This window comes from Maricaulis sp. (assembly GCF_039978735.1).
GTDB lineage: Bacteria > Pseudomonadota > Alphaproteobacteria > Caulobacterales > Maricaulaceae > Maricaulis.
This window is the reverse complement of record NZ_JBDWAS010000057.1, coordinates 103,089-121,014: the sequence shown is the minus strand read 5'-3', so window position 1 is coordinate 121,014 and position 17,926 is coordinate 103,089. Positions and strand designations below refer to the sequence as shown.

The 17,926-nt window shown below is 64.4% G+C and carries 16 protein-coding genes and 1 pseudogene; 11 read left to right on the top strand and 6 right to left on the bottom strand.

Features of this window, described 5'->3' with window-relative positions; all coding sequences use genetic code 11:
• The 4 genes and pseudogenes from ABJO18_RS17420 to argC all read left to right on the top strand — a co-directional run.
• A pseudogene (locus tag ABJO18_RS17420) lies at nt 1–138 on the top strand (IS5/IS1182 family transposase); the annotation flags it as partial.
• Between the two features lie 134 nt (nt 139–272).
• Nucleotides 273–1,283: an N-acetylornithine carbamoyltransferase gene (locus tag ABJO18_RS17415; protein WP_348509181.1), complete on the top strand. Its 1,011-nt coding sequence runs from the start codon at nt 273–275 to the stop codon at nt 1,281–1,283.
• Entirely contained in the window at nt 1,280–2,617 is a 1,338-nt protein-coding gene (locus ABJO18_RS17410; RefSeq protein WP_348509182.1) for an acetylglutamate kinase, read from the top strand. Before ABJO18_RS17415 ends, ABJO18_RS17410 begins: the two co-directional genes overlap by 4 nt.
• On the top strand, nt 2,614–3,543 hold the full coding sequence (argC, locus tag ABJO18_RS17405) for an N-acetyl-gamma-glutamyl-phosphate reductase (RefSeq protein WP_348509183.1): 930 nt from the start codon (nt 2,614–2,616) through the stop codon (nt 3,541–3,543). The genes ABJO18_RS17410 and argC overlap by 4 nt, the downstream gene beginning before the upstream one ends.
• On the opposite strand, the gene ABJO18_RS17400 is transcribed toward argC, so the two are convergent.
• Entirely contained in the window at nt 3,540–5,114 is a 1,575-nt protein-coding gene (locus tag ABJO18_RS17400; protein ID WP_348509184.1) for a glycosyltransferase family 39 protein, read from the bottom strand. The two genes, argC and ABJO18_RS17400, sit on opposite strands and share 4 nt — an antisense overlap.
• Before the next feature lie 329 nt (nt 5,115–5,443).
• On the opposite strand from ABJO18_RS17400, the gene ABJO18_RS17395 reads away from it, so the two are divergent.
• From ABJO18_RS17395 to aguB, 4 genes are all read left to right on the top strand, one after another.
• Complete coding sequence (locus ABJO18_RS17395) at nt 5,444–8,707, top strand: TonB-dependent receptor (RefSeq protein ID WP_348516033.1); 3,264 nt, start codon at nt 5,444–5,446, stop codon at nt 8,705–8,707.
• Nucleotides 8,708–8,813: 106 nt separating this feature from the next.
• Complete coding sequence (locus ABJO18_RS17390; RefSeq protein ID WP_348507992.1) at nt 8,814–9,848, top strand: agmatine deiminase family protein; 1,035 nt, start codon at nt 8,814–8,816, stop codon at nt 9,846–9,848.
• 6 nt (nt 9,849–9,854) lie between these two features.
• Nucleotides 9,855–11,024: a serine hydrolase domain-containing protein gene (locus tag ABJO18_RS17385; protein WP_348508007.1), complete on the top strand. Its 1,170-nt coding sequence runs from the start codon at nt 9,855–9,857 to the stop codon at nt 11,022–11,024.
• Nucleotides 11,025–11,028: 4 nt separating this feature from the next.
• Nucleotides 11,029–11,883 carry an N-carbamoylputrescine amidase gene (gene aguB / locus ABJO18_RS17380; protein WP_348507993.1) on the top strand — a complete coding sequence of 285 codons (855 nt, stop codon included), beginning with the start codon at nt 11,029–11,031 and terminating at the stop codon, nt 11,881–11,883.
• Between the two features lie 58 nt (nt 11,884–11,941).
• Here the strand turns inward: aguB and ABJO18_RS17375 are convergent, their stop codons facing one another.
• From ABJO18_RS17375 to ABJO18_RS17365, 3 genes are all read right to left on the bottom strand, one after another.
• Nucleotides 11,942–12,130: a hypothetical protein gene (locus tag ABJO18_RS17375; protein WP_348507994.1), complete on the bottom strand. Its 189-nt coding sequence runs from the start codon at nt 12,128–12,130 to the stop codon at nt 11,942–11,944.
• A gap of 119 nt (nt 12,131–12,249) precedes the next feature.
• Nucleotides 12,250–12,507 carry a YjhX family toxin gene (locus ABJO18_RS17370; RefSeq protein WP_348507995.1) on the bottom strand — a complete coding sequence of 86 codons (258 nt, stop codon included), beginning with the start codon at nt 12,505–12,507 and terminating at the stop codon, nt 12,250–12,252.
• 201 nt (nt 12,508–12,708) lie between these two features.
• Nucleotides 12,709–13,350: a MarC family protein gene (locus tag ABJO18_RS17365; RefSeq protein WP_348507996.1), complete on the bottom strand. Its 642-nt coding sequence runs from the start codon at nt 13,348–13,350 to the stop codon at nt 12,709–12,711.
• A gap of 174 nt (nt 13,351–13,524) precedes the next feature.
• Between ABJO18_RS17365 and ABJO18_RS17360 the strand changes: the two genes are divergently transcribed.
• Nucleotides 13,525–14,076 carry a hypothetical protein gene (locus ABJO18_RS17360; RefSeq protein ID WP_348507997.1) on the top strand — a complete coding sequence of 184 codons (552 nt, stop codon included), beginning with the start codon at nt 13,525–13,527 and terminating at the stop codon, nt 14,074–14,076.
• On the top strand, nt 14,069–14,560 hold the full coding sequence (locus tag ABJO18_RS17355) for a GNAT family N-acetyltransferase (protein ID WP_348507998.1): 492 nt from the start codon (nt 14,069–14,071) through the stop codon (nt 14,558–14,560). Before ABJO18_RS17360 ends, ABJO18_RS17355 begins: the two co-directional genes overlap by 8 nt.
• A gap of 11 nt (nt 14,561–14,571) precedes the next feature.
• Here ABJO18_RS17355 and ABJO18_RS17350 read toward each other — a convergent pair whose 3' ends face one another.
• Nucleotides 14,572–15,891, bottom strand: coding sequence for a HAMP domain-containing methyl-accepting chemotaxis protein (locus ABJO18_RS17350; RefSeq protein WP_348507999.1), 1,320 nt, complete (start codon nt 15,889–15,891; stop codon nt 14,572–14,574).
• Between the two features lie 94 nt (nt 15,892–15,985).
• Nucleotides 15,986–16,798: a 3'(2'),5'-bisphosphate nucleotidase CysQ gene (cysQ, locus tag ABJO18_RS17345; RefSeq protein WP_348508000.1), complete on the bottom strand. Its 813-nt coding sequence runs from the start codon at nt 16,796–16,798 to the stop codon at nt 15,986–15,988.
• A gap of 125 nt (nt 16,799–16,923) precedes the next feature.
• Here cysQ and ABJO18_RS17340 point away from each other — a divergent pair, with 125 nt between their 5' ends.
• The gene (locus ABJO18_RS17340) at nt 16,924–17,919 is read left to right on the top strand and encodes a glycosyltransferase family 2 protein (protein WP_348508001.1); all 996 of its coding nucleotides are present in this window, start codon (nt 16,924–16,926) and stop codon (nt 17,917–17,919) included.
• Nucleotides 17,920–17,926 lie beyond the last annotated feature (7 nt).

Here is a 17,926-nt window from a genome sequence, read left to right as displayed (position 1 = left end):
GTCGAACGTTTCTTCTGCAAACTCAAGCAGTTCAGGCGGATCGCAACGCGCTTCGACAAGCATGCCGCCAACTTCCTCGCCGCAATCGCTCTCGCTTCAGCAAGGATCTGGATGCGCGCAATTGAGTCCGCGGCCTAGGCGTATTATGCAGGCCGGGCGCCACTGCAACATGGCGCGCCGGGCCTGTATTGTGCCTTGAGAACCTATGGACAATGCCACCCCCCGGTCTTATGGCCGGGGGATTGTCTTTTACGGGCTCGCACGAGGATCCCATGCGCCATTTCCTGTCCACCGAAGATTGGTCCCGCAACGAACTTCAGGGCCTGCTCGACCGAGCAGCCGCCTTCAAGTCGGGCGTGAAAAGCCGATCGCTGGAGGGCAAGTCGATTGCGCTGGTCTTCTTCAATCCCTCGCTGCGAACACGATCGAGTTTCGACATCGGCGCGCACCAGCTGGGCGGCCATGCCATCGTACTCGACGCCAAGGGCGCGACCTGGCCGATGGAGTTCGGCGACGGGGCCATCATGGACGGTGCCGAGGAAGAGCATGTGCGCGAGGCCGCGCGCGTTCTGTCGCGCTATGTCGACCTGATCGCCATCCGCTGCTTCCCCGAATTCAAGGACTGGCAGGCCGAGCGCGAGGACCCGATGATCTCCGCTTTCGCGAAACATGCGACGGTGCCGGTCATCAATATGGAGACCATCGTCCACCCCTGTCAGGAACTGGCCCACATGCTGGCCCTGCAGGAGCGCTCCGGTCCGGTGGCGGGCAAGAATTATCTTTTGACCTGGGTGCCGCATCCGAAACCGCTGAATACGGCCGTGGCCAATTCCTCGCTGCTGATCGCATCGAAATTCGGCGCGAATGTCCGCATCCTGGTGCCGGATGAGGTCTACCGTCTCGACGAGCGCTACATGTCGGCTGCGGAACGCTTCACGGCTGAAGGCGGCGGGTCGGTAACGCTGACCACCGATGTCGAGGCGGCCTATACCGGTGCCGATGTCGTCTATGCCAAGAGCTGGGGCGCGCTGCCCTTCTACGGCAATTGGGGCGAGGAAGCGCCGTTCCGGGCGAAGGGTGCCGATTTCATGATCACGCCGGAAAAGATGGCGCTGACCAATAATGCCGTTGTTTCACACTGCCTGCCGATGCGCCGCAATGTGAAGATCGCCGATGCCGTGGTCGACAGCGATGCCTTCATGGGGATCGACGAGGCGGAAAACCGGCTGCACGTCCAGAAGGCCGTCATGGAAGCCCTCGCCCTGCAAGGGGGGGCGGAATGAGCGGCAAGGACGCGGCCCAGCCGCCGGTTCGCCAGACCATCGTGCAATTGCTGTCGCACATGCGCGACGGCAAGGAGATCCGCGAATACCTGCACCGCTTCTCCGGCGTCGACCAGGAACGCTTTGCCGTCATCAAGGTCGGCGGTGCGGTCATCCAGGACGATCTGGACGGGCTCGCCTCGGCGCTCGCCTTCCTGCAGACCGTTGGCCTGACGCCGGTCGTGGTGCATGGCGGCGGGCCGCAGCTGGATGCGGCGCTGGACGCGGCGGGGATCCCCACTGAACGGATCAATGGCCTGCGCGTCACGCGTGAACCGGCCATCCCGATCATCCGCGACACGCTGACTGAAGCCAACCTCGCCCTGGTGGATGCGATCCGTGCCGCCGGCGGGCGGGCAGCGGCAATCCCGCGCGGTGTGTTCGAGGCCGAACTGGTCGACGAGAAGACCCTCGGGCGGGTCGGCGAGCCAAGCCGGGTCCGGCTGGACCTGGTGGCCGCGGCGGCCCGGGCCGGACAGGCCTCGATCCTGGCCTGTCTGGGGGAGACGGCTGACGGGTGTCTCGTCAACGTCAATGCCGATACCGCGGTGCGTGCCCTGGTACATGCGCTGCAGCCCTACAAGGTCGTCTTCCTCACGGGGACGGGCGGGCTGCTCGACGAGGGCGGCGATATCCTGTCCTCCATCAACCTGGCGACCGACTTCGCCGAGCTGATGGAAGCCGACTGGGTCAATGGCGGCATGCGGTTGAAGCTGGAGGAGATCAAGCGCCTGCTTGACGACTTGCCGCTGTCATCCTCGGTGTCGATCACGCGCCCGGCCGAGCTGGCCCGCGAGCTTTTCACCCATGCCGGTGCGGGAACGCTGATCCGCCGCGGCGAGCGCATCAAGGCGGCCGCCTCGAAGGACGCACTCGATCTGGCCAAGCTAGACACGCTGGTGACCAAGGCGTTCGGCCGTCCGCCGATCGCGGGTTACTGGGACAGTCTTGTGATCGACCAGGCCTTCGTGACCGACAGCTATCGCGCCGCGGCCATCACGACCCGCCTGGACGACTGGATCTATCTGGACAAGTTCGCCGTGCTCGACGATGCGCGCGGTGAGGGGCTGGGCCGGGCGGTCTGGCACCGGCTGGTCGAGTATGCGCCGCGCCTGATCTGGCGGTCGCGGACCAGCAATCCGGTAAACGGCTTCTACTTTGACGAATGCGACGGCGCGGTACGCCATGACGAGTGGACCGTGTTCTGGCGCGGTGAGGATGTCAGCCTGACCGGTATCGACGCTGTGGTGCAAAAGGCGTTTTCCCTGCCGCCCACGCTCGAGGCGCCGAAATGACCGCCCGGATCGGACTGATCGGTGCACGCGGGCATACCGGCCGGGAATTGCTGCGCCTGATCGGCGGCCGCGACGACATGGTCCTGGCCTATGCCAGTTCGCGCGAGTTCGCCGGCAAGCCCGTGGCCGACATGGCGCCGGAAATCGGCGGCGATCTCGCATTCGAGGCGCTGTCGCCGGAGGATGTCGCCGCGCGGCCCGTCGATGCCGTGATCCTGGCGCTGCCGAACGGGGCCTCGGCGCCGTTCGTGTCGGCTATTCCCGCCGGGACCGTGATCGTCGACCTGTCTGCCGACTACCGGTTTGACGACAACTGGGTCTACGGCCTGCCGGAAATCCACGGTCGCGAGGCGATCCGCCGGGCACGGCGCATTGCCAATCCGGGGTGCTATGCCACCGCTGGCCAGCTGGCGATCGCGCCGCTGCGCGGCCGTCTGGCCGGTTCGGCGCATGTGTTCGGCGTGTCGGGTTATTCCGGCGCCGGCACGACGCCATCGCGCAAGAATGATCCGGATGCGCTGGCCGACAATCTGATGCCCTATGCCCTGATGGGGCATATCCACGAGGGCGAGATGAGCCGGCATCTCGGTGAGAGTGTCCGCTTCACGCCGCATGTCGCGCAATTCTTCCGCGGCATCGTGGCGACGGTGCATGTCGAGCTGGCCGAGCCGATGGATCGCGACACGCTGATCGGACGTTTTCGTGATGCCTATGCCGACGAACCCCTGATCGAGGTCGTCGAGCGCATACCGGAAGTGCGCGACGGCGCCGGCAATCCCGGCGCGGTGGTCGGTGGGTTCGCGGTGGAGGAGAGCGGCCGGCGCGTCGTCATCGTCAGCGCGCTGGACAATCTCCTCAAGGGGGCGGCCACCCAGGCGATGCAGAATCTCACTTTGGCGCTGGGGCTGGAAGAGCTGCGCGGCTAGCCGTCGTCGTTGGAATACCCGCGCACGACGCCCGCTTCGGCGTCGATGGCCTGCCAGCGGTCTTCATACGCAGCGTCGCGCTCGACACGGACATGCCCCTCGGCCCGCCAGAGGGTGAAGTCTCGCGTGCGGCCGCCATCGAGTGGAATCGCCAGTTCGCCGACGGGTTCGAACGTCCGGAAATCCTCGCGCAGGCGGGGTACTTCCAGCGGGCGGTGGGACACGATCAGCACCGGGCCGTCGATTGTCTCCGGCAGCGGCCAGATATCCTCGGCGTGGTTCACGGGACCGGAATAGCGCAGCCACATGCGCATCTCCGCCTGCAGCGAGGGCGCATAGCGCTGGGTCTGGTGGAAGACATTGCGGTCGTCGAAGACGATGAAGGCATAGTCGTCCGCGGCGGCGGCTTCGGTGATGGCGGCAGCCGTTTCCGGCCAGGCGCGGATTCGCTTGGTGGCGTTGTCGAGGCCGGCCATCTCCACCAACGCCGGGCTGGCGGCCATCACGGCAAAGGAGATGCCCAGGATGCTGTGCACGGCAATCGAGCCGATCAGCACCCAGCGGCGCCAGCCGGGCCCGTTCAGAAGGAAGAGTGTGACCAGGAGTGTCGCGGCGACATAGGCACCGGCCGCCCAGTTGGCGTGGGCACGGCTGATGAAGGCCTGGATTGAGACGGCAAGAATAGCGGGAACGATGAAGGCGGCGAGCAGGCGGCGTTCGGGCGCGATGTTGCGGAGTTTCAGCGCGCCGGCGATCAGCAGGCCGATCAGGACCGGGAACAGGAACGGCCCAAAGACAGCGATCTGCTCGACGAGGAATTCGGCCATTTCGGCAGGGTGGAACAGGTCGCCGCCCCAGTTTGCGTTGGCCGCCGTGTGCGTGACGGTGGCGAAGTCGTTCGCTGCGTTCCAGGCGAGATTGGGGGCCAGGCAGACGAGCGCGATGAGTGCGGCAACGGCACCTTTCAGGCTCAGCAGCGCCCGGCGCAGCGGTTCGTCGATCACGATGCCGATGGTCGTGCCGACGACGAAATAGATCATCGCGTATTTGGAGAGAGAGCCGAGGCCGATAGCGAGGCCCAGACCCGCCGCGGACGCCCAGCCCCCGTCATCACGCAGGCGCAGCAGGGCGTAGAGGCCGGCCGACCAGGCGCAGAGCAAAAGCGCATCGGTCGAGATGACGACGCCGGACAGCCAGATCGAGGGCAGGGTAAGATAGACAGCCGCCGCCCAGAAGCCGGTCCGGGCATTTCCCAGATGTTGTGCGCTTGCGAAGAGGAAGGCCGCCGTTGCCGAATGCAGCAGGGGCGCCGGCAGGCGGACGGCGAAGTCGCTGTCACCGAGAAGGCCGGTCGAGGCGGCGATCAGCCAGGCGATCATCGGCGGTTTGGAGAAATAGCCCCAGTCGAATTCGCGGGACCAGATCCAGTACTGGGTCTCGTCTGCGTAGAGCGCAACCGGTGAGATCGCCAGTGCCACAAGGCGTATCAGCGCGACGCCGACAATCAGCCCGATCGTTGCCTGTCGCCAGGGATTCGTCCGTGAAGATTCGGCGAAGGTGGAATCAGTCATTCGGACGTCCCGTTTCCGCTGCTGAAAAGTGTAACATTTTCGCCGCAGCCTATGCGCTTTTCGCACGGGGCGGTAAAGGGGGGCCGTGGAGAAAATTCCGGCCGTCAGAGGGGCTGACATCCCGGATTTTGAGGTTTTGTGCGGCTGCACACACATATTTTGCGATTGCTGCGCTGCAGCGACGGATCCGTCGTCAGGGTTAACCCGCCGGGGTGTCACAAAAGCTTCTCATATACGTCTTGGAAAGTTTTCACGCCCGGCGTACGAGGCGCGTGCTTCGTACCCGGGGGCCGTGCCCCCATCTGATCATCCATTGGGGGACATGCTCCATGTCATTTATGAAAAAGCTTTCCTATAGCGCGGCGACTTTCGCCCTGCTGGCCGCCGCTCCGGCTGCCGTTTATGCGCAGGAGACCGCGGCGTCTCTGCGCGGTACGGTCGTTGACGCCGACGGTGCGCCGGTTTCCGGTGCGACGGTGACGATCGTCCACGCACAGTCGGGAACCGCCTCTACCACCACCACGGGTTCGACGGGTGCTTTCTTCCAATCCGGTCTTCGCGTTGGTGGCCCGTACACGATTACCGTGTCGGCTCCGAGCTTTGAGGGTGAAGCCCTCAGCGATCTTTACCTGCGTCCCGGTTCGCAAGCGCCGCTCTCGATCGCCCTCAATCCGACGACCACCGACGTCATCGTTGTCACCGGTCTGGCGGTCAATACGCTCGATCTGAACAACGGCGTTGGTTCTTCCTATTCGGCCAGCGACATTGCCAATCAGCCTGCGACCTCCCGGGACGTGCTGCGCACGCTCGCCCGTGATCCGCTGGCGATTGTCGGCGGCGGTGGCAGCCTTTCCGTTGCCGGTTCCAACCCGCGTTTTAACGGCCTTGCCATCGATGGTTCGCTGCAGCAGGACGATTTCGGCCTGGGAAGCTCGACCTATGCCACTGCGCGCTCCCCGATCAACCTCGATGCGATCGAATCCGCGTCGGTAGCTGCCTCCGATTACTCGGTGACGGTGGGGAACTTTGTCGGCGGTCTGGTCAACGTGGTCACACGTTCGGGCACGAACGAGTTCGACGGATCTGCCTTCTATTACCGTCAGGACGAAGACTTCATCGGCAACGCGTCTAACGGTGCCTTTGTCGATCAACCTCCCTTCACTGAAGAGGAATACGGCGTCACCCTCGGCGGCCCGATCATCGAAGACCGTCTGTTCTTCTTCGTCTCCTACGACAAGTTCGAATCCGGCAGCTCGTCCAACTTTACCGTTTCGGATGCGCAGAACGGTGTCGATCCGGCTTTCTTCACCGCTCTGGCGGACATGGTACAAACGGCGACCGGTTACGATATGGGCGATCGCCCGCTGACGGTCGCGACGCCGGTCCTGTCCGAGCGCTATCTCGCCAAGCTCGACTGGAACATCAATGACGACCATCGCCTGTCCTTCACCTACCAGCAGACCGAAGAAGGCGGCACGTCCAACGTCTCATCGAACAATTTCAGCACGGCCTGGTACGACACGCCGACCGAACTGACGGCCTATACCGTTCAGCTCTTCTCGGATTGGACGCCGAACCTGTCGACGACGCTGCGCGCGAACTTCAAGGACTACATGCGCGGTCAGGACTGCCGTGCAGGTACGGACACGCCGCAACTCGAATTCTCGCTCAGTGCGGCCGACGTTGCCGGCACGCCGCTCGACGGTCTCCTGAATTTCGGCGACGCGAATCGCGACTTCACCTTCGTCGGTGGCTGCGATCGCTTCCGTCACGCCAACGAGTATGACGACAGCCGCCTGCAGCTTTTTGCTTCTGCAGACTACGTCTGGGGCGATCACGTCTTTACCTTCGGCGGCGAGTACGAGTCGTTCGAACTCCGCAATCTGTTCATTTCGGACTCGAGCGGCCGCTTCCGTTACTTCTCTGTGGCCGACATTCAGTCGAACTCGCCGAACATCCAGTACCAGAACATTCCGTCGAACGACACGGCCGCGGGCGCGACGAGCTTCACCTCTGACCGCTACGTCCTGTTCGCTCAGGACAACTGGCAGATCAACGACGTGTTCTCGATCAATTACGGCTTCCGTTATGAGCGCTTCTCCATGGACGACGCGCCGACGGCGGATCCGCTGATCGAAGCCGACTACGGGATCACCTCGACGGCCAATCTCGACGGCGTCGATATCTTCCTGCCGCGGATTGGTTTCCGCTGGGACGCTCTGGACCGCACCACTGTCAGTGGTGGCTTCGGTCGCTTCTCGGGCGGCAATCCCTGGGTTTGGATTTCGAACGCGTTCCAACAGCCGGTGGTGTTCGCTTCCGGCAACTTCTCGAACCTGACCAGCCTCGATGTTCCGCAAAGCCTGCAGGACGCCGTTGCTGCGGGAACGCCGGGCCGCGTCGATATGATCGACCCGAACTTTGAACTGCCGTCGGACTGGAAAGCGTCGATCCGTGTCGATCACGAATTCGACCTGGTCTTCTCCGACCTGTTCGATCTGGGCCGCGATTATCGTGCGACCTTCCAGTATCTGTACACCAATTCCGATCAGACCTTCGGCTGGCAGAATATGACGCAGATCGGTCTGGCGAGTTCTCTCCCCGTGGGTGTGGCTCCGGACGGTCGTCCGATCTACGCCGACCTTGAAGACCTGGGCTACTCCACCGGCCTGACCATGTTGACCAACTTCGACGGCGGTGAAAGCCACGTCTTCTCGGTCTCCTTGGGCAAGGACTATGAGAACGGCCTCGGCTTCCAGGTTGGCTATGCCTATCAGGATGTCACCGCCGTGACCGAGGGCACCTCCTCGCGTGGTGTGTCGAACTGGCGCGGCATTGCCGACGTGGACCCGAACAACCCGAGCCCGCGTCCCTCGATCTTCCAGGTGGAAGATCGCTTCACGGTCAACCTCTCTTACGAGAACGAGATCTTCGGCAATCTGGAAACCCGCTTCGACGTGTTTGGTGACATCCGGTCCGGTTCTGGCTTCCACTATTCGTTCGTCGAGGATCGCAACTACCACCTGTTCGGCCGGTCCGGCTCGCTTGAAGATCCGTACTCCAACAGCCCGCTGTATGTGCCGACTGCGAACGACCCGCTTGTCGTCTACGGGTCGGGCTTCGATCTGGATGGCTTCAACCAGATGGTGGACTCCCAGGGCCTTGCCCGGGGACGCATCCAGGAAGCCTTCGGTCAGCAATCCGGTTGGAACCAGCAATGGGACCTGCGGATCCAGCAGGAGCTGCCGGGTATCTGGGGTGCTGAGCGTTTTGTTGGTGAAAACCGTCTGAAGCTCGTCATCGACGTTCAGAACTTCCCGAACCTGCTCAACGATGAATGGGGCACGCAGACTTCCGGTCCGTCCAACGGTCAGCTGGCGACTGTGCGGGCATCGATGGTCGAGGCGTCTGATGTCGCGACAAACGGTGTCGACGGTGCAACGGCACTCACCGGCGACGATGTGCGTACGACCTGCGCCAGCGCGGGTGCCTGCGTGTACCGTTTCGAAAACTATACTTCGCGCGATGAGACCAGCGACAACCTGACGAGCTCGGTCTATCGCATCCGCGTCGGTCTGCGCTACGAATTCTAAGCCAGACTTACCGGATAACCGGACTTGTGGAAGGGCGGCCCTTGTGGCCGCCCTTCTTCGTTTTGTGTCTCGCGCGGCGGGCCGCGTCATGATAGAGCCGCGGCCCATGACGACCCTGCCTTTCACCCCCGCTCTCACCCTGCCGCACGAGACCGCCCCGGTCCGGCGGATATTCACCTGCTGGCCGTCCGCGGCCGATTTGTGGGAAGAGGATCTCGAACCGGCCCAGGCCGAGTTCGGCGACTTTCTCAACGCGCTGGCCGAGCCGTCCGTCCGCGGCGAAACGCTGGATCTGGTCGTGCTCGCGGCGACGGCCCAGGCGGAAGCTTCCGCCCGTCAGGCGATGGGCCGTCGCGCGAGCGTCGTGCGCGAGGCTTTCGGGGATGTCTGGGCGCGCGATACCGGCCCCGTCTTCGTCAGGGATCACGGCAAGGACGTCGCCATCCGCCTCCGCTTCAATGGCTGGGGCGGCAAGTACGACCTGCCCGGCGACGACACGGTGGGGGGCGCGATCGCCCGCATTGCGGACGCGCCCGAGCGTCATGTCGATCTGGTTGCCGAGGGCGGTGCGCTGGAGTTCGACGGTGACGGCACGCTGATCACGACGCGGCAATGCCTGCTCAATCCGAACCGCAATCCCGGCCTCACCGAAGCGCAGGTCGAGGACGTGCTCAAGCAGGCCTTCGGCGTGCGCAAGGTGTTGTGGATCGATGAGGGTCTGGTCGCCGACCACACTGACGGACATATCGACAATATCGTCCGTTTTGCCCGGCCGGGCGTCGTGATCTGCCAGGCGCCGTCGGGCGAGGACGATCCGCAGACGGCGGTGCTGTCATCGATTGCGCGGCAGCTCTCGCGCATGACCGACGCCAAGGGCCGGCGGCTGAAAGTCTACACCATCCCGTCGCCGGGGCGGGTGGATCCGGGCGATGGGGAGATCGTGCCCGCCAGCCACATGAACTGGGTGATCGGACCGCGCAATGTGGTCGTGCCGACCTATGGCACGGCCAGTGCCGCCGCGGCCGTTGCAGCGCTGCGCCCGCTGTTTCCGCATCACACCGTTGTCGGATCGTCAGCGCGTGCCATACTTTCCGGTGGAGGGGCTTTCCATTGTGTCACATGCCATCAGCCCGGAGTGTGAGGATTGATGCGAAGCGTACTGACTGCCCTGGGCCTTGTGCTCGCTTCTGCAATGCCGGCCGCCGCCGGCCATGACAGCGCCAGCCCGACCGAACGGGAAGACTATCCTTATCTCGGCGTCCTGCGCGAAAGACTGGATGAGGCCGCGGGAGACCAGCGCGTGGTCGGCCTTGTGGCGGCCGTGATCGAGCATGGCGAACCGGTCTTCATCTATACCCATGGCGAAACAGCTGCCGGCTCCGGCGAGACCGTGACCGCAGAGACGATGTTCCGCGCCGCCTCGGTTTCGAAGACCTTCACCGGCACCTTGCTGGGCGTGCTCGAGGCGCAGGGCTTGGTCGACATGAGCGCGCCGGTCCCGGTCGATGTCCTGCAGCTGCGCGGCGACCGCCAGCCGACGCTGGAGGAAATTGCCAGCCATCGCACCGGCCTGCCGCCCAATGCCTATGATCTGGACCTGGAAGCCGGACAGGCGCCGGATCGCATTCGCATGCGCCTTGCCGGGGTCGATCTCCTGTGCCCGGTCGGCGATTGCTACACCTACCAGAACGTCGCCTTCTCCGCGCTTGAAAGCGTGGTGGAGGACGCCACCGGGACCGATTTCAACACGGCTCTGCGCGAATACCTGATCGAGCCTCTGGGGCTGCCAGCCGCTTCGGTCGGAACGGCGGCGCTCGAGGCGTCGCCCTCCTGGGCGCGGCCGCACAGCGGCTGGCGGCGCACGGCGAATACGCCGGGCAATCCGCGTACACCCTATGATTCCATCCCGTCGGCTTCCGGTCTCAACCTGTCGCTGAACGATCTGATCGCCTGGGCGCAGGTACAGCTGGGCACGGCGCCCGGGCTGGACGAGGCCGTGCGTGTGCGTATCCACAGCCCGCTGACCGACACGCTGCGCGAGACGCGCCGGCTGGGCCGCTTGCGCGACCGGGTCGATACGACGGCCTATGGGCTGGGCTGGCGCATCTATGAATGGGGCGAGCGCACGCTGGTGCTGCATTCGGGCTATCTGTCGGGCTATGGGGCCCAGATCGTGCTCGAGCCGGAGACCGGCTTTGCCTTTGTGGCGCTGTGGAATTCGGATAACCGGCCGGCCTGGTGGCTGTGGCCGACCGTGATGGATCTGCGCACCGGCGACGGGCCGGGCGACTGGATCGAAGAGGTTATGGAGGACTGACGGGATGGCCCGTACGATTTCGGTGGCTGCCCTGCAGGCGGCATTCGGCGAGGACATGGACGCCAATATCGCGACCGTGAAAGAACTCGTGCGCGAGGCTGCCGGCCGCGGCGCCCAGGTCGTGCTGCCGCCGGAACTCTTCCAGGGACCCTATTTCTGCAAGGTGCAAGACGAGCGCTTCTTCGCGACGGCCTGGCCGGCGATGGAACACCCCTGCGTGACGGCGCTGGCGCCGCTTGCCGCGGAACTCGGCGTGGTCATCCCCGTCTCGATCTACGAGCGCGACGGGCCGCACTACTACAATTCGCTGGTCATGCTGGATACCGACGGCAAGGCGCTGGGTATCTACCGCAAGAGCCATATTCCCGATGGGCCCGGCTATATGGAGAAGTTCTACTTCCGCCCCGGCGATACCGGTTTCAAGGTCTGGGACACGAAGGCCGGCAAGATCGGCGTCGGTATCTGCTGGGACCAGTGGTTCCCGGAAGCGGCCCGCTGCATGACGATGCTGGGCGCTGAAGTGTTGCTCTATCCGACCGCAATCGGTTCGGAGCCGCATGATGACAGCCTCGACACCGCCATCCGCTGGCAGCGGGCGATGCAGGGGCATGCTGTCTCGAACGTCATTCCCGTGATCGCCGCCAACCGGATCGGCAATGAGGATGGCCAGGTCTTCTATGGCTCGTCCTTCGTGACGGACCATACCGGCGAGAAGCTGGAAGAGCTGGGCCGGAACGAGACCGGCGTGGTCTCAGCGACCTATGACCTGGACTTCCTGCAGCGTCACCGCGCGGCCTGGGGCTTCTTCCGCGATCGCCGTCAGGACCTCTATGCGCCGTTCTTTTCGCCGAAGGTCTAGCTTTCTGTGGTCGCATTTTCGGACCGCAAAACCGGTCTCCACTTTTGCTGAAAATGCTTTAGCCGGACGAGCCGGGGCGCTTGCCCATGGGAACAAGGATGGCAACGGTGATGGCGACTGCTATGGCCGGCCAGCCGAACGCGATCGCCTGGTCGGTCTGGCCGCGGGTCAGGCTCCAGGCGGCGGCGGTGAAGCCGGCCGATGACAGGGCGGCTGCCGTGAGCAGCACGATCAGGCGGAATGCCATCTACTCCTCCAGTCCCCCCTCAAGAGACCGGTAGCGGTCCTTCAGGGCTTCATCATGGCAGATGTTGGCTAACGATCGGTTTCCGCCGCCGGCGCCGCGAGGACGCCGGCGGCGGTTTGCTACCGGTTGTCGGGTTGAGACCGGACGCGTTTCAGGCCCAGCCGGGTGATCCGGTAGGGGCCGCTGCAGTGGGACGCGATATAGCGCCGGCGCCGCAGCTTGGCGAAGAGGGCAAGGGAACAGCCGTTCCAGGCCCATCCGTCGCGCGTGACGGTGGTGATGTCGATGATGCGGCCGCGTTCGTCCTTCTCGAAATCGATACGGCCGCCCTGGGCGAGCAGGTGCAGGACCCGCTGCTCGGGCTTGGATATGTCCATGGTGATGTCAGCTTGAAAAAGGCACACGAAAACGCCGGCCGCAGCTCACGCATGCGGCAGCGTTGATCGATCAGGCCCGGTCGTCCGTGACCGGGCCCTACCGGGCCTCTTGGCTGATGGACATAAAGTCTCCGAAAATCAGGCTTTCGGAAATAGTCGCTTCGGCATTGTGGTGCAAGCGGGTACGCGGGATGAGGGCGGTCAGCCGCCCATCAGGGCGCCCTTGATGCCGTCGAAGATGAATTGCGCGGCCAGCGCAGCGAGGATGACGCCGAGGATACGGGTGATCATGGCGGCCATCGACTCGCCGATCAGCTTCATCACCGGGCCGATCATCAGGAAAACGACCAGGCAGAAGACCAGGATGATCGCGACTGCCGCCAGAACGATACCCTGCTCGCTCAGGCTGGTGGCGTCGGACATGAACAGCATCATGGTGGCGATGGCGCCGGGGCCGGCCAGCATCGGGATGGCCATCGGGAAGACGGAGATGTCGTCCCATTTCTCCGGGTGCGTGTCGTGCTCGCCGATGATTTCCTCGGCGCGCTCCTCGCGGCGCTCGGTGCGCTTCTCGAAGATCATTTCCAGCGCCATCAGGAACAGCAGGACACCGCCGGCTGCGCGGAAAGCGTCCAGCGAGATGTGCATGGCGTTCAACAGCCAGGCCCCGCCCAGGGCAAAGCCCAGGAGCACACCGGAGGCAATCACCACCGAGCGGATCGCCATCGAGCGGCGATGCGATTTCGGCGCGCCATCGGTCAGCGCCGCAAAGATCGGCGCCACGCCGGGCGGGTCGATGGCCACGAAAAAGGTGACCAGGGCGGAGGTGAAGAGTTCGAGCATGTCGGTGTCCTGTCTGTGGCCGCCCGCATAACCGGAGGGCGCAGAAAGGTCACGGATTTTCTCGCGCATGGCCTTGCAGGATAGTCATGCAAATTGGCCGTGGGCGGGCTGAGGAAAGATGTGTCCAGCATGCAGCGGGCGGATATTCTGCAGATCGCAGACGGGGGAGGGATCATGCCGGACTGGTTGCCACCGATACTCGGGACGCTGGACATCGCGGCATTTGCCGCGCTGATCATCGGCGTGATGTGGAATGCGCGGGAGACCCGGCGTTCGACCTATATCAATCTGGAGACCGAGGCGCTGAACATCTTCCGCTTCGAAGCGGAACATCGTGCGGTTCTGGCCCGGATCTTCAACGAGCCCGAGGACAAGCCGGTCGATCTGGACGACGAGGAGACCGTCGTCGCCAACAATTACTTCCTCCAGATCCTGAACCTGTTCGAGATTGCCGTGCGGCTGCGCAGCCGGGGTAATCTCGATCCGATGATTTTCGGGACCTGGGTGTCCTGGTTTCTCGAAGTGTCGGAGATGGGCTGGTTCCGGCGCAACTGGCCTGACTACCGGCTGCACTATTCACCGGACATGCGGGGTATATTCGACACCTATTTCCGTACCGTTCCGGACCTCTCCATTCCCTTCGAAGAGCGCCGGAAATACTTTTTCGAGGCTGCGGCGAAGCAGATGAAATGCCGCACGGTCAGAAAGTGGCTCGACAATGCCTGATATCGATATCCGCCCGCTCGAACCCGCCGGAATTGCAGGGGCCGCCGCCTGGGCGGCCGCACAGTTGCGGCCGATGCCAGCCTATATCTCGCACGGGGAAATCCTGTCCGGCCGCAGTCCGGACGGAAAGCGCTGGGCGGAGGATCTGGATGTCGTGCTGGCGAAGGATTTCTCGGCGTGCCTGGAAGGCGGCGGGTTTGTGCTTGCCGCGCGGCGGGGCGATTCGATCGCAGGATTGTGCGCGGTTGCGCTCGAAAGTGCTGCCGGCACCCGGATCGCGACGATCGAGGACTTGCTGGTCGGCGAAGACGGGCGGGGCCATGGGCTGGGATCCCGGCTGCTCGAGGCTGCCGAGACGCTCTGCCGCGAAAACAATGCCGACCGGATCATGCTGGAAAGCGGCATTGCCAATGATAGCGCCCACAGCTTCTTCGAGGGGCGGGGCTATCGCGCCGTCTCGAAAGTCTTCCTGCGCGAGCAATAGGCGGAACTGACCTAGGCCGCCCGGATGCTCTCTAGGAACTGGGTGACCTGGACGTGCAGCTCGCCGGAGGCCGAGGTGAGGTCGCTCGAGGCGCGCTGCATCCCTGCCGTTGCATTCCGGCTCGACGTCATCGCCGTGTCCAGCCGGGCGACATTCTCCGCAACCCGTTCCGAACTGGTGCTGGCGATCCGGGCGCTGTCATCGATCTGATGGGTAGCGCTGGACTGATCCTCGACGGCCTGGCGGATCGTTCCGGACAGGGCGCTGATGCGGTCGATTGTCGCGGCGATATTGCGGATCGCGGTCTCCGATTGACGGGCGACGTCCTGCACCGAGGCCACCTGAGCCGTGATGTCTTCGGTAGCTTTCGTGGTCTGCTCGGCAAGGGCCTTCACTTCGCTGGCCACGACGGCGAAGCCCTTGCCGGCTTCGCCTGCGCGAGCGGCCTCGATGGTGGCGTTGAGGGCGAGAAGATTGGTCTGGCTGGCGATCTGGCTGATCAGTTCGACAATCTCGCCGATCGTGCGGCCCGTCTCGGACAGCCGGCCGACGATCTCGTCGGTCTTGCGGGCCTCCGCAACCGCCGTCGCGGCGATCTCGGCGGCCTGGCCGGCATTGGTGTTGATGTCGGCAACCGACAGGGACAGCGCATCCGCCGAGCGGGAGACCGTTTCCACCTGGGTGCGCGACTCGCCGGACGCGGTGCGCACCTCCTGCAGGGAGGCCAGCGACTGTTCCACGGCCGTCTGCAGGTCGCCGGAATGCCGTCCGACCGTACCGGCAGCATCGGTCAGCGTGTTGACGACGCTAAGGACCGAGCGCTCGAAATCCTCGGCAACCTGACGCATCAGGGCCTCGCGTTCGCGGGCGATCTCCGTCTGCTGGGCATATTGCCGCTCGGCCTCTTCACGGGCGCGATCAGCCAGATTGGCGCGGAATTCAATCACCGAGCGGGCAATGGCGCCGATCTCGTCGCCGCGGTCGGCCCCATTGATTTCGATGTCGAGATCGCCAGTACGCAGCCTGTCCAGTCCCGTCTGCAAACGTCCCAGGGGGCGTGCCACGCCCAGGGCGAGCCAGACGGCCAGTCCCAGGAATGCCAGGCCGACCGGCGCACAGGTCAGGCCGATCACCAGCATCTGGTCGGCAATCAGCCCGTCGATATGCGCGGCGATATCACCGGAGACGAAGGTCTGGGCGGCTTCGGGCGAGCCGAGCTGACCGAGCATGGCCTGGCGGAAGGCATAGAAGGCGAAGGCAGTGCCGCCCATCATGATGGCACCTGCGGTGACCACCATCACGACGAAACGGCCTTTGATCGAAAGGGTCACGGTGAAGACGCCCCTGGCTGCTGAGTGGACTTCCGGGTGTTCCGGTCTGGGTCCGATCTTGTGCGCCGTGAGCGTAAAAATGGGGTAACCGCGATCAGCCCTGCGTCAAAGAGTCCAGCCGGCCCCAGGCGACAAAGGCGCCGTTGAGATAATCGGTGTCCGACTTGCCGTAGAGGAAGGGTTCACCGTCCGGCGTCAGGACATCGCCTCCGGCTGCTTTCAGCACGGCGTGGCCGGCGCCGGTATCCCATTCGCAGGTCGGTCCGAAACGCGGATAGACATCGGCCGAACCTTCCGCCACGAGGCAGAATTTCAGCGAGGACCCAGCCGAGACCTTTTCGGTGACGCCGACACTGTCGGCAAAGGCGACGGTCTTCTCGTCGGCGTGGGAGCGGCTCATCACGGCCGTCCGGCCGTTTTCGGGCGCCTGGCGCGTGGTGATCGGTTCGAGCGTGTCGCGGCTGACCGGTTGGCCAGGCTTGAGCGCGCCGGCCCAGGCGGTCTCGCCGCCGACGAAAATGCGCTCGCGCGCGGGCGCATAGACGCAGCCCGCGGTCGGAGTGCGGTCCTCGATCAGCGCGATATTGATGGTGAACTCGCCGTTCTTGTTGATGAATTCCTTGGTGCCGTCGACGGGGTCGACCAGGATGAAGGCGCGGCCCGTATCCGGACGCAGGCCGGCGCTGAAGCTTTCCTCGGCAAGTACCGGCACATCCGGCACGCACTTTGCCAACTCTTCCAGGATAATGGCTTCGGCGAGCTCGTCCGCATCGGTGACCGGCGAGCGGTCGGCTTTGCCGCGCGTGTCGAAATCGCTGTTGTAGACCTCCATCACCTTCACCGCCGCAAGGCTGCAGATGCGGGCGAATTCGAAGGCAAGCGCATTGCGGTCGGCGGGCAGGGACATCGTCGGCATAACCTGGTGAGAAACGGCGTAAAGAAGTGACCCCGGGGGCATAGGGGAATTGCCCTGCCGCGCCAAGCCTGTATGCAGGGATGCCGGCGCGGGCCGGATCAGGACTGGAGCAGGGTGTGCCACAGGCGCCGGACATTTCTGTACATATCGTCGCCTATCGCAGCCATGAGACGATCGGGCGCTGCCTCGCCGCGCTTGAGGCCCAGACTGTGCGTCCGGGCGAGGTGCTGGTGCTCGAGAACGGGTCGCCCGACGGCGAGCGGGTGACGGCTTCAGACCTGCCGGACTGGGTGACCTTTATCGAGTCCGACACCAATCTGGGCTTTGCTGCCGGCAATAACCGGCTGGTCGAGAAAAGCTCGGGGCGCTGGGTGGTCTTTCTCAATCCGGATGCCTTCGCGCGGCCTGACTGGATCGAGCAGCTGGCAGCTGCGATCGAGCGTTATCCGGATATCGCCCTGTTCGGTTCGACCCAGTACAGCGCCGAACGGCCGGACCTGCTGGACGGGGCCGGCGATGTCTATCACGCGGCCGGGCTGGCCTATCGGGCGGCCTATATGCGGCCCATCTCCCTTCTGCCGGAGGAGGGCGAGGTGTTCGGGCCCTGCGGCGCGGCCGCCATGGTCCGGCGCGACGTCTTCGAGGCCCTGAACGGCTTCGACGAGAGCTTCTTCTGCTACAATGAGGATGTCGATCTCGCCTTCCGCGCCCGCCTGTTCGGTCACCGGGCAGTCCAGCTGCGTGACGCGGCCGTCGATCATATGGGCTATGCCTCGTCGGGGCGGCGGTCGGAATTTGCCACCTATCACGGCGTGCGCAACCGGATCTGGGTGTTTGCCCGCGACATGCCGGGCTGGCTGTTTCCGGTGCTGGCACCGTTTCACATTATCGCCAACCTCGCCCTTTGGGGGGCGTCGGCGCGGCAGGGCCAGTTCGGGCTTTATGGCCGGGCCGTCCGGGACGCCCTGGCCGACTGGCCGCGGCTCATGCGCGAGCGCCGCGGGCTTCAGGCGGCGCGTACGGTAAAGCCGTCAGTTTTTGCGCGGATGATGTGCTGGAATTCCCGCGCGCTTCTGACCCGCGAGCCGGATATCCGGCCGGTTCAGCGCTGACCGGGCT